This window comes from Nonomuraea helvata, assembly GCF_039535785.1.
GTDB classification, from domain to species: Bacteria; Actinomycetota; Actinomycetes; order Streptosporangiales; family Streptosporangiaceae; genus Nonomuraea; species Nonomuraea helvata.
This window is the reverse complement of the sequence record NZ_BAAAXV010000009.1, coordinates 701,729-726,588: the sequence shown is the minus strand read 5'-3', so window position 1 is coordinate 726,588 and position 24,860 is coordinate 701,729. Positions and strand designations below refer to the sequence as shown.

26 protein-coding genes are annotated in these 24,860 nt (G+C 69.5%); 16 read left to right on the top strand and 10 right to left on the bottom strand.

Going from position 1 to position 24,860, the window contains the following annotated elements; genetic code table 11:
* The first annotated feature begins 4 nt into the window (after window positions 1–4).
* Both ABD830_RS36020 and ABD830_RS36015 read left to right on the top strand, forming a co-directional pair.
* Window positions 5–769, top strand: a complete 765-nt coding sequence (locus tag ABD830_RS36020) for a crotonase/enoyl-CoA hydratase family protein (protein WP_344997720.1) — start codon at window positions 5–7, stop codon at window positions 767–769.
* 153 nt (window positions 770–922) lie between these two features.
* A complete protein-coding gene (locus ABD830_RS36015; protein ID WP_344997718.1) occupies window positions 923–1,543 on the top strand; it encodes a rhomboid family intramembrane serine protease in 621 nt (206 codons plus the stop codon).
* Here ABD830_RS36015 and ABD830_RS36010 read toward each other — a convergent pair.
* Window positions 1,540–2,136, bottom strand: a complete 597-nt coding sequence (locus tag ABD830_RS36010) for a TIGR00645 family protein (RefSeq protein ID WP_345002202.1) — start codon at window positions 2,134–2,136, stop codon at window positions 1,540–1,542. The two genes, ABD830_RS36015 and ABD830_RS36010, sit on opposite strands and share 4 nt — an antisense overlap.
* Before the next feature lie 120 nt (window positions 2,137–2,256).
* Window positions 2,257–3,369, bottom strand: coding sequence for a phosphoserine transaminase (gene serC / locus ABD830_RS36005; RefSeq protein WP_344997716.1), 1,113 nt, complete (start codon window positions 3,367–3,369; stop codon window positions 2,257–2,259).
* Between the two features lie 144 nt (window positions 3,370–3,513).
* Here serC and ABD830_RS36000 point away from each other — a divergent pair, with 144 nt between their 5' ends.
* Window positions 3,514–6,126 (top strand): hypothetical protein, encoded by a 2,613-nt coding sequence (locus ABD830_RS36000; RefSeq protein WP_344997714.1) that lies wholly within the window; start codon window positions 3,514–3,516, stop codon window positions 6,124–6,126.
* Between the two features lie 19 nt (window positions 6,127–6,145).
* Here ABD830_RS36000 and ABD830_RS35995 read toward each other — a convergent pair whose 3' ends face one another.
* Window positions 6,146–7,252 (bottom strand): citrate synthase 2, encoded by a 1,107-nt coding sequence (locus tag ABD830_RS35995; protein WP_344997712.1) that lies wholly within the window; start codon window positions 7,250–7,252, stop codon window positions 6,146–6,148.
* A 183-nt stretch (window positions 7,253–7,435) separates the two neighbouring features.
* On the opposite strand from ABD830_RS35995, the gene pdxH reads away from it, so the two are divergent.
* Together pdxH and ABD830_RS35985 are read left to right on the top strand one after the other, a co-directional pair.
* Window positions 7,436–8,089 (top strand): pyridoxamine 5'-phosphate oxidase, encoded by a 654-nt coding sequence (gene pdxH / locus ABD830_RS35990; protein WP_344997710.1) that lies wholly within the window; start codon window positions 7,436–7,438, stop codon window positions 8,087–8,089.
* A gap of 10 nt (window positions 8,090–8,099) precedes the next feature.
* On the top strand, window positions 8,100–9,335 hold the full coding sequence (locus ABD830_RS35985) for an MFS transporter (RefSeq protein WP_344997708.1): 1,236 nt from the start codon (window positions 8,100–8,102) through the stop codon (window positions 9,333–9,335).
* A 9-nt stretch (window positions 9,336–9,344) separates the two neighbouring features.
* Here ABD830_RS35985 and ABD830_RS35980 read toward each other — a convergent pair whose 3' ends face one another.
* Window positions 9,345–9,962, bottom strand: coding sequence for a UdgX family uracil-DNA binding protein (locus ABD830_RS35980; RefSeq protein WP_344997706.1), 618 nt, complete (start codon window positions 9,960–9,962; stop codon window positions 9,345–9,347).
* A 101-nt stretch (window positions 9,963–10,063) separates the two neighbouring features.
* Between ABD830_RS35980 and ABD830_RS35975 the strand changes: the two genes are divergently transcribed.
* From ABD830_RS35975 to ABD830_RS35965, 3 genes are all read left to right on the top strand, one after another.
* Complete coding sequence (locus tag ABD830_RS35975; protein ID WP_344997704.1) at window positions 10,064–10,768, top strand: iron-dependent transcriptional repressor DtxR; 705 nt, start codon at window positions 10,064–10,066, stop codon at window positions 10,766–10,768.
* Window positions 10,769–10,891: 123 nt separating this feature from the next.
* Window positions 10,892–13,108, top strand: a complete 2,217-nt coding sequence (locus ABD830_RS35970) for an ATP-binding SpoIIE family protein phosphatase (protein ID WP_344997702.1) — start codon at window positions 10,892–10,894, stop codon at window positions 13,106–13,108.
* A 16-nt stretch (window positions 13,109–13,124) separates the two neighbouring features.
* On the top strand, window positions 13,125–13,877 hold the full coding sequence (locus ABD830_RS35965) for an alpha/beta fold hydrolase (RefSeq protein WP_344997700.1): 753 nt from the start codon (window positions 13,125–13,127) through the stop codon (window positions 13,875–13,877).
* Here the strand turns inward: ABD830_RS35965 and ABD830_RS35960 are convergent.
* Window positions 13,867–14,217 (bottom strand): helix-turn-helix domain-containing protein, encoded by a 351-nt coding sequence (locus tag ABD830_RS35960; RefSeq protein WP_344997698.1) that lies wholly within the window; start codon window positions 14,215–14,217, stop codon window positions 13,867–13,869. The two genes, ABD830_RS35965 and ABD830_RS35960, sit on opposite strands and share 11 nt — an antisense overlap.
* Before the next feature lie 20 nt (window positions 14,218–14,237).
* On the opposite strand from ABD830_RS35960, the gene ABD830_RS35955 reads away from it, so the two are divergent.
* Both ABD830_RS35955 and ABD830_RS35950 read left to right on the top strand, forming a co-directional pair.
* Window positions 14,238–14,666, top strand: coding sequence for a MarR family winged helix-turn-helix transcriptional regulator (locus ABD830_RS35955; protein ID WP_344997696.1), 429 nt, complete (start codon window positions 14,238–14,240; stop codon window positions 14,664–14,666).
* 33 nt (window positions 14,667–14,699) lie between these two features.
* Window positions 14,700–15,365 carry an HAD family hydrolase gene (locus ABD830_RS35950; RefSeq protein WP_344997694.1) on the top strand — a complete coding sequence of 222 codons (666 nt, stop codon included), beginning with the start codon at window positions 14,700–14,702 and terminating at the stop codon, window positions 15,363–15,365.
* Window positions 15,366–15,500: 135 nt separating this feature from the next.
* Here the strand turns inward: ABD830_RS35950 and ABD830_RS35945 are convergent, their stop codons facing one another.
* Both ABD830_RS35945 and ABD830_RS35940 read right to left on the bottom strand, forming a co-directional pair.
* Window positions 15,501–15,662, bottom strand: coding sequence for a hypothetical protein (locus tag ABD830_RS35945; protein ID WP_344997692.1), 162 nt, complete (start codon window positions 15,660–15,662; stop codon window positions 15,501–15,503).
* Window positions 15,663–15,700: 38 nt separating this feature from the next.
* Window positions 15,701–16,846 (bottom strand): acyl-CoA dehydrogenase family protein, encoded by a 1,146-nt coding sequence (locus ABD830_RS35940; protein ID WP_344997690.1) that lies wholly within the window; start codon window positions 16,844–16,846, stop codon window positions 15,701–15,703.
* A gap of 186 nt (window positions 16,847–17,032) precedes the next feature.
* On the opposite strand from ABD830_RS35940, the gene ABD830_RS35935 reads away from it, so the two are divergent.
* The 6 genes from ABD830_RS35935 to ABD830_RS35910 all read left to right on the top strand — a co-directional run bounded on the left by ABD830_RS35935 (window position 17,033) and on the right by ABD830_RS35910 (window position 23,351).
* Window positions 17,033–18,397 (top strand): hypothetical protein, encoded by a 1,365-nt coding sequence (locus ABD830_RS35935; RefSeq protein ID WP_344997688.1) that lies wholly within the window; start codon window positions 17,033–17,035, stop codon window positions 18,395–18,397.
* A complete protein-coding gene (locus tag ABD830_RS35930; protein ID WP_344997686.1) occupies window positions 18,397–19,182 on the top strand; it encodes a class F sortase in 786 nt (261 codons plus the stop codon). Before ABD830_RS35935 ends, ABD830_RS35930 begins: the two co-directional genes overlap by 1 nt.
* Before the next feature lie 140 nt (window positions 19,183–19,322).
* The gene (locus tag ABD830_RS35925; protein ID WP_344997684.1) at window positions 19,323–20,648 is read left to right on the top strand and encodes a hypothetical protein; all 1,326 of its coding nucleotides are present in this window, start codon (window positions 19,323–19,325) and stop codon (window positions 20,646–20,648) included.
* Between the two features lie 44 nt (window positions 20,649–20,692).
* Window positions 20,693–21,421 (top strand): class F sortase, encoded by a 729-nt coding sequence (locus ABD830_RS35920; RefSeq protein ID WP_344997682.1) that lies wholly within the window; start codon window positions 20,693–20,695, stop codon window positions 21,419–21,421.
* A gap of 34 nt (window positions 21,422–21,455) precedes the next feature.
* Window positions 21,456–22,124: a hypothetical protein gene (locus ABD830_RS35915; RefSeq protein ID WP_344997680.1), complete on the top strand. Its 669-nt coding sequence runs from the start codon at window positions 21,456–21,458 to the stop codon at window positions 22,122–22,124.
* An 81-nt stretch (window positions 22,125–22,205) separates the two neighbouring features.
* Window positions 22,206–23,351 (top strand): acetyl-CoA C-acetyltransferase, encoded by a 1,146-nt coding sequence (locus tag ABD830_RS35910; protein ID WP_344997678.1) that lies wholly within the window; start codon window positions 22,206–22,208, stop codon window positions 23,349–23,351.
* A 42-nt stretch (window positions 23,352–23,393) separates the two neighbouring features.
* Here ABD830_RS35910 and ABD830_RS35905 read toward each other — a convergent pair whose 3' ends face one another.
* Genes ABD830_RS35905 through ABD830_RS35895 form a run of 3 tightly spaced genes read right to left on the bottom strand, consistent with a single transcriptional unit; the run spans window position 23,394 to window position 24,820 of the window.
* Window positions 23,394–23,651, bottom strand: a complete 258-nt coding sequence (locus ABD830_RS35905) for a hypothetical protein (protein WP_344997676.1) — start codon at window positions 23,649–23,651, stop codon at window positions 23,394–23,396.
* Window positions 23,652–24,524 (bottom strand): hypothetical protein, encoded by an 873-nt coding sequence (locus tag ABD830_RS35900; protein ID WP_344997674.1) that lies wholly within the window; start codon window positions 24,522–24,524, stop codon window positions 23,652–23,654. It lies immediately after the preceding gene.
* Window positions 24,515–24,820: a hypothetical protein gene (locus tag ABD830_RS35895; RefSeq protein ID WP_344997672.1), complete on the bottom strand. Its 306-nt coding sequence runs from the start codon at window positions 24,818–24,820 to the stop codon at window positions 24,515–24,517. The genes ABD830_RS35900 and ABD830_RS35895 overlap by 10 nt, the downstream gene beginning before the upstream one ends.
* Between the last annotated feature and the right edge of the window lie 40 nt (window positions 24,821–24,860).

The following is a 24,860-nucleotide window of genomic DNA, read 5'->3' as shown; positions in this document are numbered from 1 at the left end:
CTCGTTGTCTGACGAAGTGCTCGTCGAGGAGTCCGAGAACGTCGCCATCATCACGATAAATCGCCCCAAAGCGCGCAATGCCGTGAATGGGGCAGTGGCGCGGGGGATCGCCGAGGCGCTGGACACGCTGGACGCTCGTCCCGACATTTCCGCTTATGTCCTGACCGGTGCCGGTGGCACCTTCTCCGCAGGCATGGACCTCAAGGGCTTCCTGTCCGGCGACTTCCCGGTGGTCGAGGGGCGCGGCTTCGGCGGGCTGACCGAGTCGCCGCCGAAGAAGCCGCTGGTGGCCGCCGTGGAGGGGTACGCGCTCGCGGGCGGGTTCGAGCTGGCGCTGTCGTGCGACGTCGTCGTGGCGTCGTCGGAGGCCACGTTCGGCCTGCCGGAGCCGAAGCGCGGGCTGGTGGCGGGCGCGGGCGGCATCATGCGGCTGCCGCGCCGGATCCCGTACCACGTGGCCATGGAGATCGCCCTGACCGGCGACCACTACCCGGCCGCACGCCTGTACGAGCTGGGACTGGTGAACCGGATCACGCCGCCGGGAGAGGCGCTCGAGGGAGCGCTGGAGCTGGCCCGCAAGATCGCCGGCAACGCGCCCCTGGCCCTCGCCGCCACGAAGAAGGTGATCATCGAGTCCGCGGACTGGTCGCTGGAGGAGATGTTCGCCAAGCAGAGCGCGATCGTCGGGCCGGTCTTCGGCTCCAAGGACGCCATGGAGGGCGCGGCCGCCTTCGCCGAGAAGCGCCCGCCTCGGTGGAAGGGCGAATGACACGGGGAGGGCGCCCCGCCGGCGCCCTCCCGCAGCACTGAAGGAGTCCCGCGCGGCCCGGCGACGTGCGGCGCGACGAGAGCGCCTTTAGCGCGCGCATAAGGCTTCCTGGCTACGGTAAAGAAAGGGAAAGCAACCCACCAGGAGAGGCGCATGAGGGACTATTCGGGTTCCAGGTTCGAGTCGGCCAAGCGCGGCGCCGGTGCTCTCCTTTCCGGTGCGTTGAGCGCCCTCGCCGTCGTGATCGCCATGCTCGCCGTCATGTGGGTCGTCGAGGGCGTCGACTACTTCCTCAACGGCGCGCTCGACCGCGAGTTCGGCATCATCGGGTGGGAGCCCGACGGCCTGATCGGCATCCTGTTCGCCCCGTTCCTGCACGGCGGATTCGGCCACCTCATGGCCAACTCGCTGCCCCTGCTGATCCTGGGCTTCCTGGCCGGGCTCCGCGACCTGCGCAAGTTCCTGTGGGCCAGCGTGCTGATCATCCTCATCGGCGGCCTCGGCACCTGGCTGACCAGCCCCGGCGTCTACACGGTCGGCGCGAGCGGCCTGGTCTTCGGCTACTTCGGCTTCATCCTGGCCCGCGGCCTGTTCGACCGCAGGCTGCTGGACATCGTCATCGCCATCGGCGTGGGGTTCGCGTACTGGGGGATCCTGGCGGGCCTGCTGCCCAACCAGCAGGGCATCTCCTGGCAGGGCCACCTGTTCGGCCTCATCGGCGGCGTGGTGGCCGGCTGGGTGCTGCGGCGCAGGCGCGAGATCCCCGCGTACTAGTCAGGACTCGTGCCGGCCAGCGAGTGCGCCCGCGTGTGCTCCGCGGGCGAGGAGGACAGCAGGCGGTCGATGTAGGCGAGGCCGATGGCCGAGGCCACGAACGCCAGATGCATGATCGTCTGCCACATGATCTTGTCGTTGGGCGTCGTCTGGGCCCGGATGAACGTCTGCAGCAGGTGCACCGACGAGATGCCGACGATCGCCGTGGCCAGCTTGACCTTCAGCACGTTCGCGTTGACGTGGGAGAGCCACTCCGGCTCGTCGGGATGGTCCTCGAGCCGGATGCGGGAGACGAAGGTCTCGTAGCCGCCGACGATCACCATGATCAGCAGGTTGGAGATCATCACCACGTCGATGAGCCCCAGGACGGTGAGCATGACCACGACCTCGGAGGAGGGCGCCGCCTCGGGGGCCGGCCCGGAGTGGAGGAGCACCGTCTCGATCAGGTGCCAGAGCTCCAGGGCGAACTGCCACACGTACACCGCCTGGGCCACGATGAGGCCCAGGTAGAGGGGGACCTGGAGCCATCGGCTGGCGAACATCAGATAGCCGAGGCTCTTCGGCCGGGTGGTCCTCCGGCCGGGTCTGAGCATGTCGGACAAGAAGGTTCCTAGCTATTCGAGCCGGGCGTGGCGGACCCGGCCGGCAACGGCAGGCTGCCGGCCGGGTCGCGCAGAGCGTCGAGGCGGCTCCCACAGGAGCCGCCGGACGAGTCAGCCGAGGCGCTCGACCACGTAGTCGACGCAGCCCGTGAGCGCCTCGATGTCGGCCGGGTCGATGGCCGGGAACATCGCGATGCGCAGCTGGTTGCGGCCCAGCTTGCGGTAGGGCTCGGTGTCGACGATGCCGTTGGCGCGCAGCACCTTGGCCACTGCCGCGGCGTCGACGGAGTCGGAGAAGTCGATGGTGCCGACCACCTGGGAGCGGAACTCCGGAGCGGCGAACGGCGTGGCGTACGACGACTTCTCGGCCCACGTGTAGAGGCGCTGGCTGGACTCGGCCGTGCGGGCGGTGGTCCAGGCCAGGCCGCCCTGGGAGTTCATCCAGTCGAGCTGGTCGGCCAGCAGGAACAGCGTGGCCACGGCCGGCGTGTTGTAGGTCTGGTCCTTGGCGGAGTTGTCGATGGCGACCGGCAGGCTGAAGAACTCCGGCACGTAGCGGCCGGTCGCGGCGATCTCCTCGACCCTGGCCAGGGCGCGCGGCGACATGATCGCGATCCACAGGCCGCCGTCGGAGGCGAAGCTCTTCTGCGGGGCGAAGTAGTAGACGTCGGTCTCGGTGATGTCGACGGGCAGACCGCCGGCGCCGGAGGTGGCGTCGACGAGGACGAGGGAGTCGCCGGAGCCCACGCGCTTGATCGGCATCGCGACACCGGTCGAGGTCTCGTTGTGGGTGAGCGCGTACGCGTCCACACCCTCCTCGGCCACGGCGTCGGGGTAGGTCCCGACCTCGGACTTGATGACGCTGGGCTCGGACAGCCACGGGGCCTTCTTGGTGACCGCCGCGAACTTCGAGGAGAACTCGCCGAACGACAGGTGCTGCGACCGGTCGCGGATCAGCCCGAAGGCGGCGATGTCCCAGAACGCGGTGGTGCCGCCGTTGCCCAGCACGACCTGGTAGCCCTCGGGGAGCGAGAACAGGTCGGCGAGCCCGGATCGTACGCGGCCGACCAGGTTCTTGACCGGCTTCTGGCGGTGGGAGGTGCCCATGAGGCTCGCGCCGGAGGCGGCGAGCGCGGCCAGTTGCTCGGTGCGCACCTTCGAGGGCCCGCAGCCGAATCGGCCGTCGGCGGGCTTGATGTCAGCGGGAATCACGATGTCAGCCACGTGACCAGGGTACTGAGTTCGCGCGGATGGTCCGGGACCGGGGCGGGATCTGAGAAGAACCCCACAACCAAAAGATCGTCCATGCCGCAGAATGGAAAGGGCCGGGGGTCTGCCATGTTCGTGATGTGAGAGCGGCGGTGGTCCATGCCCACTGAACGGGATTCGCGCGAGGTGGTGGAGGGCCTGCTGCTGCGGCCCTTCTGGCGGGACCTCCCGCTGCCGGTGCTGGTCATCACCGGGGCGCCGGCCGGCAGGGCCGGGCAACTGGCCGAGCGTTTCAACGGGCGCCTGCCGTACGCGAAGCCGGTCGAAGGCGCGCACAGATCACTGGCCGACCTCGTGGACGGGCTGGCCGGCCCCAAGGGCGCGCTCGGCGGCAACCGGGTCAGGAACACCCTGCTGCCCGCGCCGCGCTTCCCGCTGACGGAGTTCGTGCTGTGGGCCTGGGCGCAGCGCGCCAAAGAGCGCAGGCCGGAGCAGTGGCCGCAGGGGGAGCGGTGGCCGCCGGTGCCCGACTCGCGTCACGGGCAGGAGGAGCTCAAACAGCGCTTCAGCGCCAGGTTCGGGGTGCGCCCCAGCCTGAAGGCCGACAGCCGCAAGCGGTGGGCGGCCGGCGACTTCCTGGTGCGGGCCGCGGTCTTCTTCGTGCCGGTCGCCACCGTGCTCGCCTGGTGGCTGGACGCCGGGATCACCGATCTGATCCCGCTGGCGCCCGGCCTGCTCGCGCTGCTGCTGGGCGCCGGCGCGATCGGGCTCCAGGCCGTGCGCTACATCCGCGGCTCGGCCTTCTCCCGGTGGTTCCGCCGCCACCGGTACGAGGACTTACGCCGCAAGGTCGGCGACAGCCGCCAGGCGTACGCGCTGCAGCTGATGAACGCGCCAGAGGCGAGGATCGAGCTGCTGCTGGTCTACGCGATGCTGGAGGACCTGCGCCAGGCGTACCGCAAGTGGCCGCGCATCCCGTGGCCGAGCTGGGGGCGCGGACTCTACGCGCTGCTGGTGCTCAACACCGCCGACCAGTGGCACGCGCGGTTCCTGGAGGTCTATCAGGAGGTCCTGCACGACACGGGCATCGTGCCGCCGCTGCTGGTGATCGCCGAGGACCCGGGGCAGCCGGCGCTGACCGGGCAGCCGGGTCGGACGCGGGCCGGCGAGCAGCCCAGGACCGTCGCCGACGACGTCGAGCTCTGGCGCTCGCGCGTGGCGCTGCGCGGCCCGGAGCCGCGGCTGCCTCTCGCCTCCGACAAGCTGAGGCTGACCGAGCCGTACCGGCCTCGACTGGGCAAGGTCAGGGTCCGCGCGGTCGGCTACTGGCTCGCGATGCTGGCGCTGCTGCTCGCCCCGCCACTGGCCGTCTACGGCAGCAACTGGTTCGGCTGCGGCCCCGGCATGATGCGGGCCGAGCAGCAGTGCGTCGGCCTGGGCGACGATCTCGCCGAGATCGCCCCGCACCCGGTCCTGCTCCCCATCCTCGAACGCATCAAGCAGCAGAACGCGGACATCGACACCAGGCAGCGGGTCATCACGGTCTTCTATCTCGGCCCGCTCACCACCTCGCATCCGGGCGACGACCAGGTGGGCGGCTCGGCCGGCGAACTGTCCGGCATCGCGGCCCGCCAGGGAGCCTACAACCGGCTCGGCAGCTGGCAGATCAAGGTGGAGCTGGCCAACGCCGGGCAGTCCTTCCGCTATGCCAAGTTCGCCGCCGACATGATCAGGCAGCGCGCGGCCGGCGACCCGGACGTGGCCGGGGTGATCGGGCTCGCGTGGAGCAGGACCGAGACGCAGGACGCCATCCGGGTGCTCGGCGACGCGCACATCCCGATGCTCAGCACCACGAACTCGGCCGACAAGACGCCGCTGGTCTACAACGACCGTCCCTCGCCGTACTTCTTCCGCATGGCGGCGCCCAACTCCGCGCAGGCGCGGGCGTTCGAGCTGTGGCTCGCGCACGGGCTGCCCGGCAGGAAGCCGGTCGATCCGCGGCGGGTCGCCGTCCTGGTCGAGAGCGACGCGGAAGACCACGAGCTCTACAGCGAGGACCTCGCGGAGGGGCTGGCCAAGGGGCCGTACGGGTCCGCCAAGCCCTACCGGTTCGCCAACCAGGACGAGCTGGCCGACAAGGTCCAGCTGGCCTGCCAGGAGCATGCGGAGGTGCTGCTCTACACCGGCAGGGCGACCTTCCTGAACACCGTCGCCGACACCCGCGAGCACCAGTGCCCGGACAACGTGCAGATCCTGGCGGGCGACGACGTCACCGAGAAACTGGTGGAACTGCTGGGCAGGGAGGACTTCACCAACAAGCCGGCGATCTCGTTCGTCGCGCTCAACGACATGCGGCAGGGGCAGGGCGCCAACCGTACCCAGACGGAGATCGAGAGCTGGATCGAGAGCGCCAAGGCGAAGGGCGTGTCACGCGTGCACGCGTGGCTGGGCTACGACGCGCTGCTGGCCGTCACCTCGGCGCTCAACAAGATCAAGGCATCGGACGTCGACGAGTCGGTCAACATCGCGGAGAGCGTCGCGTACAACCTGCGTGGGCTCGGTGTGGACGGCCTCATCCAGGGCGCGAGCGGGAAGTTCTACTTCTCGGAGGACGCGGAGTCGCACTCCGCGCTCCCGCGCGGGCTCTGGCTGTTCTCCACGGACCCCGCCGCGGGTTCCACCGCGAACGGCGTGGTGTCGCAGGGCGGCTGCACGGTCGACGAAAAGGCCCCGGGCACTGCCGAACTCGAGGTGAAGTGCTCGTTCGGCTGACGCGCCGGGGCCGATCCCGTCAGAACGTGCCGGTGACCTCGGCGGCGCCGGGCACGTCGCTCAGGGGACGCGAGGCGGGGCCGACGTAGTTGGCGCTCGGGCGGACGAGCCGGCCCGTGCGCTTCTGCTCCAGGATGTGCGCGGCCCAGCCGGCCGTGCGGGCGCAGGTGAACATCGAGGTGAACATGTGCGACGGCACCTCGGCGAAGTCCAGCACCACGGCCGCCCAGTACTCCACGTTGGTGGCCAGCACCCGGTCGGGCTTGCGCGCGTGCAGCTCCTCCAGCGCGGCCTGCTCCAGCGCCGCGGCGACCTCGTAGCGGGGCGCGTCGAGCTCCTTGGCGGTGCGGCGGAGCACGCGGGCGCGGGGGTCCTCCGCGCGGTAGACGCGGTGCCCGAAGCCCATGAGCCTGTTGCCCTTGTCGAGCTCGCTCTGGACGTACTTCTTGGCATCGCCGAGCTGCTCGACGCCCTCGATCATGTGCAGGACGCGGGCCGGGGCGCCGCCGTGCAGCGGGCCCGACATGGCGCCGACGGCGCCGGAGAGCGCAGCGGCCACGTCGGCCCCGGTGGAGGCGATGACGCGGGCGGTGAACGTCGAGGCGTTCATGCCGTGCTCGGCCGCGGAGGTCCAGTAAGCGTCGATGGCCTTGACGTGCCTCGGGTCAGGCTCACCGCGCCAGCGGATCATGAAGCGCTCGACGATGGTCTTGGCCTCGTCGACCCGGCTCTGCGGCACCATGGGCAGGCCGAGGCCGCGCGCGGACTGCGCGACGAACGAGAGAGCCATGACGGAGGCGCGGGCGAGCTGGTCGCGGGCCTCCTCGTCGCTGATGTCGAGCAGAGGCTTGAAGCCGTAGGCGGGAGCGAGCATGGCCAGCGCGCTCTGTACGTCTACGCGGATGTCACCGGAGTGGACAGGGATGGGGTACGGCTCCGCCGGAGGCAGGCCCGGCTGGAACGTGTTGTCGACCAGCAGGCCCCAGACAGCCCCGAACGGGACACGGCCGACCAGTTCCTCAATGTCGACGCCCCGGTATCGAAGGGCGCCCCCTTCTTTGTCCGGTTCCGCGATCTCGGTCTCGAAAGCTACGACGCCTTCGAGTCCGGGTTTGAAGTCGGACATACTCGGCCGCCTCCCTTTCCCTTGCCATGTTTCGGCAATGCGATGCCTTGATGTCGAGATACCGGCGGGTCAATTTAACCCCTTCCCAGGTGGTGCTCGGTCTCCGGACCCGCTGTAAGGCCAAACCCGCTGGTGAGGGGGGTGCATGGGATCTACCACACAAGCGCGCAAGAATACCGTCTCGTGGATGCCACCCCGCGCCCGCCCGTGCTGGCGGGGCTTCGCCGTACGTACGAGGGCGAGCCGCTGCTCGAATCCGACCTCGCGTCCGACCCGATAGAGCAATTCACCATGTGGTTCCAGGACGCGCTCGACGCCGGCCTGCCCGAACCCAACGCCATGGTCCTGGCCACCGCCTCCGCCGGCGGCCGGCCCAGCGCCAGGACGGTCCTGCTGAAGGGCTATGACGAACGCGGCTTCGTCTTCTACACCAACTACGAGTCGCGCAAGGGCCGCGACCTGGGCGAGAACGCCCGCGCGTCGCTGCTCTTCCCCTGGCACCCGATCCGGCGCCAGATACGTGTCGAGGGGACTGTGACGCGAATCTCCCACGAGGAGTCGGCCGCGTACTACAACTCCCGCCCCTACGGCTCGCGCATCGGGGCCTGGGCGTCGCGTCAGTCGGCGGTCGTGCGCTCCAGGGAGGAGCTGGACGACCGTTACGCGGAGCTGGCGGCGCGCTGGCCGGAGGATCCGCCGGTGCCCGACTTCTGGGGCGGTTTCCGGGTCCATCCGATCGAGGTGGAGTTCTGGCAGGGACAGCTCGACCGGATGCATGATCGGCTCCGTTACCGGCGCACGAGACCCGGCTGGGCCCTGGAAAGGCTTGCGCCTTAATGTTCATTGAGTGGCAATTGCGGAGCTGGTCAAGCGACATCTGGTAGATACCCGTCCGCTGGGTGTGCGGGACTATCGGCGGCTCTGGCTGGGCCAGTCCGTTTCGCACGTCGGCGTCGCGGCGACCGTCGTCGCGGTCGGACAGCAGGTCTGGCAGCTCACCCACTCGTCGTTCTACGTCGGGCTGCTGGGCATGGCCAACCTGATCCCGCTGATCGTCTTCGGCCTGTGGGGCGGGGCGGTCGCCGACGCGGTCGACCGGCGCAAGCTGCTCATCATCGGCTCGTTCATCGCCTGGGCGGCGACGCTGCTCATCCTCGCCCAGGCGCTGCTCCACCTGGGGAACATCTACCTGATCTTCGCCGCGGTCGCCGTGAACGCCACCGGCTTCGCGATCACCAGCCCGACCAGGGGCGCGATCATCCCCAGGATCCTGGACAAGGAGCTGGTGCCCGCCGCCAACGCGCTCAACTCGCTCGTCTTCAGCATGGGCGCGGTGGTGGGCCCGATGATCGGCGCGGTCGCGCTGACCACCGGCGGGTACGCGGCGGCGTACGCACTGGACGCCCTGCTCTTCACCGGCAGCCTCTACGCGGCGCTCAGATTGCCCTCACTGCCCCCGCTGGGCGAGGTGACACGTCCGGGTGCCCGGGCGGTGCTCGAGGGGCTCAGCTTCATCGTCAGCAGCCCGGTGCTGCTGATGTCGTTCGTGGTGGACGTCATCGCGATGGTGTTCGCCATGCCCCGCGCGCTCTACCCCCAGCTGACCGCCGAGCGGTTCGGCGGCTCGAGCCTGGCGCTCGGCATGATGACCTCCGCCATGGCCATCGGCTCGGTCGCCGGTGCGCTGTTCTCCGGCTGGGTGGGCCGGGTGTCGCGGCAGGGTGTGGCGCTCGTCGTGGTCATCGCCGTCTGGGGGCTGGCCGTGGCCGCCGCGGGGCTCGCGCACGAGCTCTGGCTGGTGGTGGCGTTCATGGCCGTGGGCGGCGTGGCGGACGTGATCTCGTCGGTGTGGCGGCAGTCCATCCTGCAGCTGTACGCGCCCGACGAGATGCGGGGGCGGCTGCAGGGGGCGTTCATGGTGGTCGTGGCCGGCGGGCCGCGCCTCGGCGACCTGCGGGCCGGGGCCACGGCGACCGCGCTGGGGCTGAGCGGGGCCTGGGTGGGCGGCGGCATCGCCTGCGCCGTCGTGGTGCTGGCCGTCGGCCTCTCGGTGACCGGCTTCCGTGATTACCGGGCCCGTTAGCGCTGCCCGTTAGGCGAGGGTGGCCGCGACCCTCAGGTCGGCCAGGAAGCCCTTGTACGCGAGGTCCCTGTCGGGCGCGCGCAGCACGGCCGACGGGTGCACGGTGGCCACGGCGAGCGCGTCCCCGAGCGGCACCGGCTCGCCCCGCTGCCGGGTCACCCGGAACTCCCGCCCCAGCAGCGACCTGGCCGCCGTCGCCCCGAGCACCACGATCACCTCCGGCCGCACCACGGACAACTCGGCGTCGAGCCACGGGTGGCAGGCGGTGATCTCGGCGGCCGTCGGCTTCTGGTGGATGCGCCGCTTGCCGCGCAGCGTGAAGGAGAAATGCTTGACCGCGTTGGTGACGTACACGTCGTCGCGCTCGATGCCGGCCTCCTCCAGCCCCTTGTCCAGAAGGCGTCCCGCCGGGCCCACGAACGGGTGCCCCTGCCGGTCCTCCTGGTCCCCGGGCACCTCGCCCACGAGCATGAACCTGGCCTCCTTCGGACCCTCGCCGAACACGGTCTGCGTGGCGTTCCGGTAAAGACCGCAGCCCTCGCAGCCGGCCGCCGCGTGGCGAAGAGAGTCGAGATCGAGCCGGTCGGGAAGGAACTCGGCCGCCCCTTTGTTGCCGTCCTTATCCATCGTCGGTCGTTCTCCCAATAGGGTTCCTGTGACTCCTGTGCCCGCTGCGGACGGGCTCAGTCCCACGCCGACCGGCGTACCATTTACTTGGGAGGACTGCCTTGACCGCACACGGCCTGATCGACACCACGGAGATGTACCTCCGCACGATTTACGAGCTCGAAGAGGAGGGCATCGTCCCCCTTCGCGCTCGCATCGCGGAGCGTCTGCAGCAGAGCGGGCCCACCGTGAGCCAGACCGTCGCCCGCATGGAGCGCGACGGCCTCGTCCGCGTCGAGGGCGACCGGCATCTGTCGATGACCGACCTGGGCCGCACGCTGGCCACGCGCGTGATGCGCAAGCACCGGCTCGCCGAGTGCCTGCTGACCCAGGTGATCGGCCTTCCGTGGGAAGAAGTGCACATCGAGGCGTGCCGCTGGGAGCACGTCATGTCGGAGTCGGTCGAGTCGCGCCTGGTGACGCTGCTCGACAACCCCACGGTCTGCCCCCACGGCAACCCCATCCCGGGGCTGGGCGAGCTGGGCGCCAAGGAGGTCGCCGAGGGCGGTGCCAACGCGCTGACCTCGATGTCGGAGCTGGCAGGCCCGAGAGACACACCTGTCGTCGTGCGGCGAATTAGCGAACAAGTGCAAAGCGATCCTGCTGTGATGCTTAAACTCAAGCAAGTTGGGATACAACCCGGACGCGAGGTGACGCTCGCGGCGAGCGACGACGGTGTGCGGGTGACAGGTGACGGTGACGCGAACGACACTCCCGCGGAGCTTCCGCGCGATGTCGCCGCGCACGTATTTGTCTCCAAGCGCTGACGCGCGCGCGGCTGCTTGGTTGAATCCCTCCTGGGAGGCCCTCCACTCTCCCCTGGCCAAGACTGTTGCAGGAGCGCCCGTGGTCCGCTTTGCGTGCATGCCACCCCGAGGAGTGGTCTCCGGATGAACCGTTGGGGGGATCTGTCACAAGAAACGGCTGATCACCTTGATGCCGGATCTGTGCTTGACCACACCGAGATGGCCGTGGTCGTCACCGACCGTTTCAGCAATCTCCTCTACTGGAACCCGTTCGCCGAGAAGCTCTTCGGCCGTAAGTCGCCGGCACGTGACACCCACCTCCTGTCCCTCGGGATTCTGGAGAAGGACCACCCGCTCGCCATCGACCTGGCCAAGCACGTGCTCAAGGGCGGCGTGTGGGAGGGCACGTTCGACGTCCGGCGCGGGGACGGCACCATCGTCTACGTACGCGCCCAGGCCGTGCCGCTGCGCCACCCCTCGGGTTCGGTGACCGGCATCGTGATCATGGCCCGCGAGGCGCTGCGCAGCAACGAGCGGGAGAAAGACCGGTTCGGCCTGCTCGAGCGCATCGGCGAGCGGCTGGCGGGCTCCCTCTACGTCGAGGAGACGCTCAAGCGGGTCGCCGAGATGCTGGTCCCGCAGTTCGCCGACCACTGCTTCATCGAGCTGATGGAGGGCGACAGGCTCGTCCGCCGGGTCTCGCAGCACGTGCAGGGGTGGGCGCCGCCGTCGGGCACATGGAAGCCGGTGGGCGCGGAGATCCGCTACCCCGCCGGCCACTACGCGGACACGGCGCTGCGCCGCCAGGAGACGATCCTGGTCGAGAGCTTCGCCTCCAACAGCTACCCGGCCCCCAGCGAGGGCAGCGCGCGGCTGTGCGGTGAGATCGGCATGACCTCCGCCATCGTCGCTCCGCTGCTGGTGCGCGGCGAGACGCTCGGGCTGATGTACCTCGGCCTGTCCAACCTCACCGACCGGCGCAGCCCCCACTACGACGCCTTCGACCGCGACTTCGTGGGCGCCATCGCCACCAGGGTCGCGCTCGCCATCGACAACGCGCTGCTGTTCGAGGAGGAGCGCCACACGGCGGAGTCGTTCCAGAAATACCTGCTGCCCCGGGCGCTGCCGCAGCTCGACGGCCTGGACATCGCGGTGCGCTACTACCCGGCGGCCCCGCTGGCCTCCCACGGGCAGGGCATCCAGACCCAGGTCGGCGGCGACTGGTACGACGTGATCCCGCTCTCGGCCGGCCGGGTCGGCATCGTGATCGGCGACGTCGAGGGCAGGGGCGCCAAGGCGGCGGCCATCATGGGCCAGCTCAGGGCGGCGCTGCGGGCCTTCGCCCAGGACGACAAGTCGCCGGCCGACATCCTGGCCAGGCTCGACGAGTGGACCCGCATCATCGCCACGCCCGAGCACGACGACAACGGCGCCGAGGTCAGCATCCCGCCCATCGTGACCTGCCAGTACCTGGTCTACGACGCCTGGTCGCGCCAGCTGTCGTTCGCCAACGCGGGCCACGCCCCGCCGCTGCTGCTGGTCGACGGCCAGTGCGTCGAGCTCGACATCGAGGAGGTCGGCCAGCCGCTCGGCGTCCGCGCCAAGGGCCTGCACGCCGACCTGGTCTACAAGGAGGAGACGCGCACCCTCCCGCCGGGCGCCGCGCTGCTGCTCTACACCGACGGCCTGGTCGACCGCCGCCCGGGCCGCGACGGCCGGCCGCCGAGCGAGGAGGAGACGCTCGGCGTGCTCTGCGAAGAGCTCGCCAAGATGTCCGGCGCCGAGGTCGAGCGCATCGCCGACACCGCCACGGTGGCCGTACCGGGCGAGATCGACGACGACATGGCGATCCTGGTCGTCCGCTCCAGCGACGTCGACCTCGCCGTCGAGGAGCGCACGTTCCCCGCCCAGCCGATCATGGTGGGCGAGGCGCGCCGCATGGCGTCGGAGGCGTTCTCGAGCTGGAACGTCCCCGAGGAGCGGGCCGAGCTGGCCTGCCTGCTCGTCTCCGAGGTCGTGACCAACGTCGTGCTCCACGCGGCCACCGCCAGCATCCCGCGCAGGGAGCTGGTCGTGGAGGGGCCGCCGCTGCCGTTCGAGGAGTCCTGGGACGTGCCGGGCTTCGAGGACGAGGTGGTCGGCGACAAGGAGTTCACGCTCAGGCTGCGCAGGGGCGACGAGTCGGTCTGGGTCGAGGTGTTCGACCAGGACCTGCGCCTGCCGCGCATCCGCAGCGCGGGGGAGAACGACGAGGGCGGGCGCGGCCTCTACCTCGTCGACCAGCTGGCCAGACGCTGGGGATCGCGTCCCACCAGGGAAGGCAAAGCCGTCTGGTTCGAGATTCCCACACGCGGCAGGTGAGTGATTAGCTGGCCCTATGGAGCTGGCGTTCGAGCGACGAGGCACCGGTGCGCCGCTGATCCTCATTCACGGGATCGGTCACCACTGGCAGGCCTGGCTGCCGGTGATGGACCGGCTCGCCGCCTCGCGTACGGTGATCGCGATCGATCTGCCCGGTTTCGGAGTCTCGCCGGGGCTGCCTGAGGGCATCCCCTACACCGCGGAGTCGCTGGCCGACGCGGTCGAGTCGTTCTGCGCGCGGCTCGGCGTCCGCGAGCCGCATGTAGCGGGCAACTCGCTCGGCGGCTACATCGCGCTCGAGCTGGCCTCGCGTGGCGTCGTGCGTTCGGCGACGGCGCTCTCGCCCGTCGGCTTCTGGTCCCGCCCCGAGCTGCGCTACGCCCAAGCTGTGCTGCGTGCCCTGAAGGCAGGGACCAGGTTCGGCGCCACCCCGTTCCTGAGCGGCGCGTCCGCCGGGATTCTCGTCGCCCACCCGTCCAGGCTGGAGCCGCAGGCGCTGGCGGCGGCCGCGCAGGCGCTGAGCGGGGCGAGCGGCTTCGACGAGACGCTTGAGTCGTTCGCCGGCTTGATGCCGCCCGCGCCGCCCAAGTCGCCCATCACGATCGCGTGGGGCGAGCGCGACCGGCTCCTGCTGCGCCGCCAGGCCGTACGCGCGGCCCGGTGGTCGGGGCAGCGGGTCAAGCTGCTGAAGAGCTGCGGTCACGTGCCGATGAGCGACGATCCGGAGCTCGTGGCCCGCGTCATCCTGGAAGCAAGCGCTACTTCGTGAGATTGGCGGACATGCGGCGGAGCACGTCGACGGTGGCCAGATACTCCTGCGAGCTCACGCCGACGAGCACCTGCTGCCTGAAATGCCCGACCTTCTCGGAGATCTCCTCATGCGCGGCCCTGCCCGCGTCGGTGAGCTTGCCATCCGCCAGCCAGCCCTTGGCGGTGAGCCGCTCCACGGCTTCGTCCACGCCGGTGAACGGCATGGTGTAAGTGCTTTCCTGGGCCGCCCGGTTGAGCACCTGCCACTCCCGTCGGGTCGTGGACTGGAGCGCCTGCTCCATGGCGTCTTCCAACAGGTTGTCGAGATGCTTCAGCCAGTGGCCAATCGGTTTGTCCATGAATGTAGGATAGCAACTATATGTATAAAGACAAGGACATTGCCGCGATCGAGCGGGCGATGGTCGCGATCAGGCGGCGGCAGAGCAGGCGGGCGCTTGCGCGGCAGCAGGGCGCCACGGGGCCGGAGTTCGAGGTGCTCGACGTGATCGAGGGCGCCGGCGAGGCCGTCACCGTCTCCACGGTCGCGCAGGCGCTCAACGTCGATCAGCCGAGGGCCAGCCGGCTCGTGGCGGCGGCCGTGACGGCGGGCCTGGTCAGGCGGGAGGCCGATCAGGCTGACGGGCGCAGGGCGTGGCTCGTGCTGACCGACGCGGGCCGGGCGGCGTTGGAGCAGGCCCACCACGGCAGGCAGGCGGCGTTCGCGGCGGCCACGGAGGGGTGGACGGCGGAGGAGCGGGCGGAGTTCGCCAGGCTGCTCACCCGTTTCGTCGAGGGCATGCCCGGCTAGAGTCGCTTGGCTGGGGCCTGGCAGGATCGATGCGTGACCGGTGGACCGCGCGGTAAGTATGTCCTGTTCGACGTCGACGGCACGCTGATCGACGCGCTGAGCAACCAGCGCCGGGTCTGGGGAACGTGGGCGGAGCGGTACGGGCTGGATGCGGACGAGGTCTACCAGGTGGCTCTGCGGACGCGGCCGATGGAGACGTTCGCCCAGGTTGCCGCGGACCGAGATCCGCGCGAGTGCCTGGCCACGCTGCACGAGTTGGAGGACGAGGACGTCCGGTCCGGTGTCTATGCGGCTTTCGACGGCGCGTCAGATCTGCTGCACGGCCTGTCGCCGGGCTCCTGGGCGCTGGTGACCTCCAACTACGAGCACCGGGTGCGCGGCCGTTTCCTGCGGACGGCCTTGCCGGTGCCGGGCGTGATCGTGGACGCCGCCGCTGTCGAGGAGGGCAAGCCCTCTCCCGTCCCGTACCTGCGGGCCGCTGAAGCACTCGGCGCCGAGCCGGGCGACTGCCTGGTCATCGAGGACGCCCCGTCCGGAGTGCGGTCCGGGCTGCGGGCCGGGATGACGGTGTGGGGCGTGAACGCCGCTGTCGCGGTGGAGGGCGTGCATCGCCACTTCGCCAGTTTGCGCGAGGCGGTCCCGCACATCCTGGCCTTCGCGTCGTCCGAGGCGTCCTGGACAGCTCCGTCACCGAGCTGAGCCGGGTTGGTTCGGCCTGCCGGGGTGAACCGGCGCCAGGGCCCGCTCGCCCTCCTCCCCGCTGCCGATCTTGGAATGGCGGGCCTACGACCGTTGGAGCCTGCCCCGCCCGCGCACAGCTAGGGGCGTTCACGTCTACACCTTGGTCTGACCCCAGACGAGGAGCATGGCGATGATGAAGACGATCATCACGCCGGCATAGCCGACCGGTCCCAGGCGGAACGCCCGGCGCACGCGGTTGAGGCCCCAGGCGAACAGCAACGCCAGGAAAACCAGGAGGATCAGGCCGCTGTCCATGGTGTCCAGTATGAGGTGCGGGCCGCCTTCGCGCGCGGTCAGAACCCGAACGACCGGCCGATGATCTCCTTCATGATCTCCGTGGTGCCGCCGTAGATCGTTTGGACCCGGCTGTCGAGCCACGCCTTGGCGACCGGGTACTCCGTCATGTAGCCGTACCCGCCGTGGAGCTGGAGGCAGCGGTCGATGACCTTGTTCTGCAGCTCGGTGGTCCACCACTTGGCCTTGGCCGCGTCCACCGCCGTCAGCTCGCCGGCGTTGAGCGCCAGGACGCACTTGTCCACGTAGTGGCGGGCGATCTCGGTCTCGGTGGTCAGCTCCGCCAGGACGAACCGGGTGTTCTGGAACGAGCCGATGCTCCGCCCGAACGCCTTGCGGGTCCTGCAGTACTCGATGGTCTCCTCCAGGACGGCCTCCGCCGCGGCCACCGCCGCCACGGCGATCGACAGGCGCTCCTGCGGCAGGTTGTTCATGAGCTGGAAGAAGCCCTCGCCGTCGCGGGGGCCGAGGCGGTTGGCGACGGGCACCCGTACGTTCTCGAAGAACAGTTCGGCCGTGTCCTGCGCCTTCATCCCGATCTTCTCGAGGTTCCGCCCTCGCCCGAAGCCCTCCATGCCGCGCTCGACCACGACCAGGGTCGTCCCCTTGGCGCCCGCGGCGGGATCGGTCTTGGCCACGACGACGACGAGGTCGGCGTTGACGCCGTTCGTGATGAACGTCTTCTGGCCGTTCACCAGGTAGTGGTCGTCCTCGCGGATGGCCGTGGTCCTGATCCCCTGCAGGTCGCTCCCGGCCCCCGGCTCGCTCATCGCGATCGCCGTGATCAGCTCGCCGCCGACGAAGCCGGGCAGCCACCGCTGCTTCTGCTCGTCGTTCGTCAGATCCACCAGGTACGGCGCCATGACGTCGTTGTGCAGCGAGAACCCGAGCCCGGAGGCGCCATGCCGGATGATCTCCTCGACGATGACCGCGTTGTACCGGAAGTCCTTGACCCCCGCACCGCCGTACTCCTCCGGCACCGAGAACCCGAACATCCCCAGCTCCCCGGCCTTCTTCCAGACCTCGCGCGGGACGATGCCGTCCTTCTCCCACTCAGCGTGGTGCGGCACGACCTCGCGGGCCATGAACTCGCGCACGGTCTCGCGGAAGAGCAGGTGCTCCTCGTCGAAGAGGTCTCGCCGCATCGGTCGCCTCGCCTCCCGAATAGAGTTCTGTTACTGGGAGGTATACCCGTTTTCCGCGCATGGCGGGAGCCTGGGGACACGGCTTCATCACAAGTGTCGGTCGTTGCCGCGTTCGGTATGTGTTGCGGGTGTTTTCGACTCTAAGATCTACCCTCGGTCTATTTTGTGGCGTGATCGGAGTCTCCCGTGAGTCGCTGGCGTACGGCGTTGATCGCCGCATCGGTGGGGGTGGCCGCGTCTGCGGCGTTAGTCGCGACATCCTCGCTCCCGGGCCAGGCCGAAGCCTCGCTGGTGGCCAACTACCGGTGCACCGGCGGCATCGCGGGCGCGGGGGTGGACCTGGAAGCCCGCATGACCCCGCAGATCGAGTCGGGCGGGCTGATGAGAGTCCGCTGGGACATGTCGTACAAGAGCGTGCGGAAATTCGGCTCGCCGGGCTTCTTCCCCAAAGGCTCCTCGCTGGACCTGGAGGGGGTCGTGGACATCAGCGGCGCCTGGATCGGCCAGCTCCGGCCCCGGGGTGGGAAGGACCAGCGCGAGCTGGTGCCAGGCGAGTACCTCGACCTCCCCGAGGGCCTGTCCGACCAGGGCTCCATCAGTCGTACGGGCAAGGTCCGCTTCAAGCCCGGCGCGTTGTACGTGCGCTTCACGCCCGCCAAGGGCGAGGTGATGGTCAACAACCACAAGCCGGCCATCACCTATTCGGCCGGCTGGTCGCGGGAGCACACCGAGGAGGAGTACAAGGACTTCCTCAACGACGTGCACAAGACCAGCGCGCAGAACGCCAAGGCCACGCTCGACTTCACCGGCACGAAGGTCGCCTACATCGGCAGGCGCGCACCGGGCCTCGGCGCGATCCAGGTGAAACTCGACGGGGAGCCCGTCACCGACCCCCTGGTCGAGCCGGGCAAGGACCGCAACGGGACGGACATGACGGGCACCGAGGGCCAGCAGGTCCTCTGGGAGTCTCCGCAGCTCAAGTACGGGCCGCACACGCTCGAGGTCATCAACACCGAGGCCAAGGACGCCTATGTGGACGCGTTCAGGGTGACCACCGGCGACTTGGAAGAGCCGCCGATCTACAACCAGGCCACCTGCACGCTCCAGGGCGACCCCGGCGCAATCGACATCACCCTCCCCGGCAGCACCCCGACGGGCAGCCCGACGCCGACGGGCAGCCCCACGACCAGCCCCACCCCCGACAACACCCCGACGAACACGCCGACCAACACACCGACATCGACGCCCACCGCGACCAACACCACACCGAACGGCCGCTCCAACGACGGCGGCCTCGGGCACGTGATCGTGATGCCCAGCGCCACCGGCACCAACTCCGCCTCGGCCACGCCCAAGAGCACCGGGCCGACCGCGACCAAGTACTACAAGGCGCAGGTGGCCAAGACTCCCAAGGGCGGCGTGGACAGCGGCGAGGCGCCGGATCCTGAGACCCGGCCGTACGGGCTGATGGCGGCACTCGTGATGGCCGGCGCGGGCGGCGGGCTGCTGCTGCGCCGGCGCAGGGCCGCGCACGCGGGAGGAGTTCACTGATGACCGAACAGCAGAAGACACCGATGCAGCGGGCGCAGCCCGGGCTGCTGATCGCGGGCTCGCTGGGCGGCGTCGGCATGGTCATGGTGACCCTGCTCTCGCTGGTGCCCAGCATGGACGACGGCTCAGCCTCGCTGCCCGCGGCGGCGCAGGACAGGCCGACGCCGGTGCAGGAGATGGCGAACGCGGGCGCGTTCGTGCTCCCGCCCACCGTGGGCCCCGGGGGCAAGAACGTCCCCCTCACCCCGGCCCGCCCCGACGCACCTCCGCCCCTCGCGGCGGTCCCGGTCGTGGCCCCGATCCCCACGGCCAAGGCCAAGACCGCCCGGGCCAGGCCGACCCGCATCAAGATCCCCAAGATCAAGGTCAACGCGCCCATCGGCGCCGTCACCTTGGACACCAAGGGCAAACTGGGCACCCCACCCTTGTCCAAGCCCAGCCAGACGGGCTGGTACCGCGACTCGCCGGTGCCCGGCGAGATCGGCCCCGCGATCATCAACGGCCACGTGAGCACCCGCAAGGGCCCCGCCGTCTTCGACCGCCTGCGCGAACTGGCCAAGGGCGACCAGATCTACGTGTACCGGTCGGACGGCAAGGTCACCCGGTTCACGGTCAGCGGGATCGAGCAGGCGAGCAAGACGTCGTTCCCGACATCCCGGGTGTACGGGAACACCAAGGACTCTCAGCTGAGGCTCATCACCTGTGGTGGGGTCTTCAACCAGGCGGCGCACAGTTACACGGACAACATTGTTGTGTACGCGACGTTGTCGAAGAAGAAGGTTTGAGGGGTTAAGGCTTGGCCGATTTGGCGTTTTACGAGAAGTTGACAGGATCAGTTCGTAGGATCTCAACCTAACCGTGACCAACGGCTGGAATTCTGGCACGACTGTTGATACTGGCTTTGATCGGAGATGGACCCGTGCTTATGGCCCAGGCGTGGCGCCGCCTCGCCCAGAAGATGTCGGCCGTGGGGCTTATTAGCACGCTCGTCCTCTTTGTTGGCTCCGTGTTAGCCCTCTCGTCGCCGGCCCAGGCGGCCGTCGACAAGACTATGGAGATCACCTACAGATGTAGTGGGGGCACGGCGCTGACGGCGGGGGACGTCAAGGCGACCGTCACAGTGCCGGATGCTGTGGAGCCCGGTAAGACGGCGACTGTCAAGTGGAAGTTCTCCGTGATGAAGGCGGCGAAGGCGTTGACCGCATCGCTGCAGACGAGCTCGAGCGGTGGCGACCTTACGATCACGGGCGGGGGGACGCCGACTCCCTTGAAGGGGACCGGCACTGGAACCGTGCCTGCAGGCGGTATTCAGGCGCAGGGTGATTTCACACCGCCAGAGATGACCGCGACGCTTACCGCGCCATCGACTGCGGGCACTGTCACTCTGATGCCAGCGACCGCTTCAACCGCCGCCCCGCTGCAGTTGAAGGTCGGCATGGACACCGCTGACTGCACTTACTCCTCTGTTACGCCCACCACGGGCATCTCCATCGACGTGAAGACCGGCGCTGGCGGCGGCACCGACACCGAGACAGTGGAGTACTACTGCACGCTTACCAGCGGCGGCGACGCCGACTACCCGGCCAACGTCGATATCAAGGTCACCATGACCACGCCGACCAGCGCCTCCGCCAATGCGGATGCTTCTATCACCTGGACCGGCACGATTCAGAACACCGGCGATCCGCTGAAGGCCCCCACCGGATTCCCCACGACCAGTCCCAAGATCTTCGTCAGCATCAAGGCTAGCGGGGCCGGGGTCTCGACAACTACACCCCCAAGCGGGGAAGCCGCACTCACTGGCGTCACGGTCGGTTCGAACATCGCGACGCTCCCCAGCGTCACCATCAAGGTCAAGCCCACTACCACGGGCACTGTGACACTGACCGCAGGCGACCTGGCCTTCGGCAGCTCCTCGACCTCGGCGGCGATCAAGTGCGCGGCTCCCACGTCCGGGCTCAAGACCTTCACCTTCACGGTGGGCTCCTCCAGCACCACGCCGACCCCGACTCCCACCCCCACCCCGACCACCACCTCGCCCAAGCCGACCAAGACCAGCACCCACACGGTGACCGTCACCCCCTCCAGCAAGAAGACCACCAAGTCCAAGACCCCCAAGGCCGGTGCCGACACGGGTGGCGGCGGTGAGATGGGGCCCGACGGGCGGTTGTTCATCCTGACCGGCACCGCGCTGATCGCGGCCGCCGCCGTAGGCGGGCTGATCATGCGTCGGCGTTCCATCCGGAGTTGACGCACATGTCGGGGCACTATCCGTATGGAGGTGGCGGTGGGACCGTGCCGCCGCCTGAGGACAAAGGGAGCACGGCGCTCAGGACCGTGCTGATCGTGGCCGCCATCGCCGGTGTCGTCACCGTCGTGGCCGGGCTGCTCATCGTGCTCAAGTCCCCCGACGAATACGGCCTGGCCGCCAACCGCGACGCACTCAACCTGCAGGCCCAGCCGAATGGGAAGGCGAGCGGGCAGCCGGAGCAGGCGCTCTTCCAGGCCGCTCCCGACGTGCCGCCGCCGCTGCCGCAGATCAACCCGGCGCCCCCCATGATGCCCTCCACGCCCGTGCGGATCGTGATCAAGCGGCTGGGGATCAACGCGCCGGTCGAGTCGGTCGGGCTGGCCAAGGACGGGACGATCGAGGTGCCCCCGGTGACCAACCCCAACCTGGTCGGCTGGTACCGGAACATGTCCACCCCGGGCGAGGCCGGCCCGGCGGTGATGCTCGGGCACAAGGACACCAGGACGCGCAGCGCCGTGTTCAGCCGGTTGTTCGAGATCAAGAACGGCGACACCATCGAGGTCAAGCGTCAGGACAAGACCACCGCGGTGTTCACGGTCGGCGGGGTCGAGCAGGCGAGCAAGAAGACGTTCCCGACCCAGCGCGTCTACGGGCCGCAGGAGAACGCCCAACTGCACCTGATCACCTGTGGTGGCACCTACGATCACAGCATCGGGCACTACGTGGACAACATCATCGTCTATGCGACGATGACGAGCTCCTATCGAAGCTGAAGAAGCTGAAGCGCGGAGGCGGGCTATGGGCTGGATGGCGAAGCGGAGACTGCGTACTGGCCCGACGGCGGCCCTGCCGGCGAAACCGGACCCGGCCGAGCTGCTGCGCGTCGTGCGGCTCGCGGACCCGGGCGCGCGGCAGGACGGTGACGACATCGTGGCCACCGACGTGCGGGTGTGCGCGCCCGTCGAGGCCGACACCGAGCTGACCGGCGGGGAGCTGGAGAAGGTGTGGGCGGTCCGGGTGGTCGCCGAGGGGCCGCTGCCGCTGGACTTCTTCGACCGCTTCCTCGCCGAGGGCCTGGCCTTCCGGCTCAAGGGGCTCGCGGTGTGCCGGGGCGAGGTGACCGATCCGGCCGACGATCAGGAGAGCGGCCCCGCCGTCATCCTCCCGGTACGTCCCACCGCCGAGGAGCTGGCGCCCCTGCTGGAGCCGGACGAGGACGACGAGTTCACCTTCACGGCGGGCGAGATCCGGGCCGCGCTCGTACCGCAGAAGGGGCAGCCGCCGGCCGTGCAGGAGCTGCTGCCGTTCGCCACCGAGCTGACCGCGATCGAGCTGCGCGGCGACGAGCCCGCCAAGCTCGGCGCGCTGGCCCTCGAGCTGGCCGAGGCGCTGAACGGGCTGGTCGTCGACCGGTGGCGGTTCAGGGTGGACGCCGCGGAGGATCTGGTCCCGCCCAGGACGTCTGAGGACGCCTGAGGCCCCGCCCGGATGAGCAGAACGTCGTTCTGTTGTAGTCTGCCCTTAGTAACCGAATAATGCTCGGTTTCAGGAGGCACTGTGGCAGAGGCGTACATCGTCGGGGCGGTCCGCACCCCGGTCGGCAAGAAAAAGGGCGGCCTTTCCACCGTCCACCCCACTGACCTGGCAGCTCATACCCTGAAGGCGCTGATCGACCGCACCGGCGTCGACCCCGCGGCGGTGGAGGACGTCATCCTGGGGTGCGTCATGCAGTTCGGCCCCCAGAGCATGGACATCGCGCGAAATGCCTGGCTGTCGGCGGGGCTGCCCGAGACCACCGCCGGTGTCACGATCGACCGGCAGTGCGGCTCCTCGCAGCAGGCGATCCACTTCGCCGCCCAGGGCGTCATGTCCGGCACCCAGGACCTGGTGGTGGCGGGCGGCGTCGAGTCGATGAGCATCGTCCCCATGGGCTCCTCGATCACGGCCGCGCTGGAGAAGGGCATGCCGTTCCCGTTCGGCGAGAAGTGGGTCGAGCGGTACGGCAAGCAGGAGATCTCGCAGTTCCGCGGCGCGGAGCTGATGTGCGAGAAGTGGGGCTACACCAGGGACGTGCTCGAGCAGTACGCGCTCGAGTCCCACCAACGGGCCGCCAAGGCCATCGCGAACGGCCACTTCAAGGACCAGATCGCTCCCGTCAACGGCGTCGAGGACGACGAGGGCCCGAGGGCCGACACCACGCTGGAGAAGATGGCCTCGCTGAAGACGCTGAAGGAGGGCGGCCAGATCACCGCCGCGACCTCCTCGCAGATCTCGGACGGCTCGGGCGCGCTGCTGATCGCCTCCGAGCAGGCGGTCAGGGACCACGGCCTGACGCCGCGGGCCCGCATCCACCAGCTGGCACTCAAGGGCGACGACCCCGTCTACATGCTGACCGCGCCGATCCCCGCCACGCGGCGGGCGCTGGAGAAGGCCGGCATGTCGATCGACGACATCGACGTCGTGGAGATCAACGAGGCGTTCGCCCCGGTGCCGCTGGCCTGGACGCACGAGCTCGGCGCCGACCCCGCCAGGGTCAACCCGAACGGCGGCGCCATCGCGCTCGGACACCCGCTCGGCGGCACGGGCGCCATCCTCATGACCAAGCTGCTGCACGAGCTGGAGCGCACGGGCGGCCGGTACGGGCTGCAGACGATGTGCGAGGGCGGCGGCCAGGCCAACGTCACGATCATCGAGCGCCTCTGAGCCGACGGCCGTGGCGCCCCGGTCGCCGGGGCGCCACGGCGGTCAGAACTGGCCGTAGGCGGTGGGCTGCGGCGGCTGCTCTTCGTCCTGCACGTAGTCGTAGTAGACCGTCACGTACGGCCAGGGATCGCCCTCGTCGTCGGTGTCGTCGTGCAGGACCAGATCGCGGATCTCGATCCTGCCCATCTCCTCCAGCGTGCTGGCGAGCCTGCGCAGCAGGTTGGGCACGTCTTCCTGGCCTTCGCCCTGAGGATTGTTCAGCGAGAAGTGCCGGGTCTGGAATCCAAGCTGGTCGGACATCTACTTCCTCTTGTTGTTCGCCCTCTTCTGAGCGTTTCTGGTGCCCAAGAACTTCTGCGCCTTGTTCTGTTTGGACTCGGCGGCCTTGGCGGCCTTCTGGTCGTAAGGCTGCCCCTTCTGCTTGGCCTCCAGCGCCGCCTGCTCTGCCTGGTTGAGATTGGCCTGGCCCTCGGTGCTCCCGCCGCGGCCGCCGCCGCGACCGCCTCTGCCGCCGCGCTGCAGGATCCCGGGGGACCGGTCGAAGGCGTTCTTGCCGGTGGAGAGCGGCATCCGCCCAGGACCATGGCCGACGCCCGCGAGGGCCGTGCCGCCGGGCCCGCCCGGCGGACGCAGCCTCTCCATGATCTCGTGCAGGCGTCGCGTGGCCAGTGTCCGCAACCCGGTGGCCAGGTGACGGCCGCTGCCCTCGGCCGCCTGCCGGAAGACCTTCGTGCCGGCGCGCCGGACGGCCAGCAGGACCAGACTCTGCGCGAGCCCCGCCGTCGGGCCGCCCGCCAGCGCGCTGTAGACCAGGCGGACGGTGCCGACGGCCGCGATCGTGCCCACCGCGACCTTGGTGGCCGTCACCACGGTGCCCAGGCCGTCCAGCGCCACCGGGGCGACCTTCATCGCGGACGAGGCCTGCGCCAGGTGGCCGGAGTTGCTGTCGTTGGCCTGCCAGGAGCGCTGCATCTCGGTGGCGGATTCGCCCCGGTAGACGGCCGAGGTGCCGCGGACCGTGGCGTCGGCCTCGGCGCCCGCCAGCGTGGTGCCGGCCTGCACGACGCGCGCGGCCTGGGCGTCCGCGTGGATCTCGTCCTCGTTGATGTTGGGAAACCAGAGGCCGGCCAGCTCCAGCGTCGTGTCCAGCATCGGCGGCAGCATTATTGCCATGCGGCGGTCTCCGGCAGGGTGCTGGCGGCGTCGGCCGCGTCGATGTTCGCGGACACCGCGTGCATGCCGTGGCTCATGCGGCCGATCATGCCGCCCAGGCTCGGAACGGCGGCGAGCACGGTCTGGCGGCACTCGACCCAGGCCATCTCGATCTCGGCGAAGAGACCGTCGTCGCCCCACCGCCCGTTTCGCTCCTGCAGTCGCTGCACAGCCGCCTCGTAGTCATCCCCGTGGCCCCGCATGCGAGACGCTTCGAGCCGCAGCGTCTCCTTCGCGATCTCGAACCCCGAATTCATAGGGAGACCTTAGCGCCCTCTTGTGACGGTTGAGGGTGAT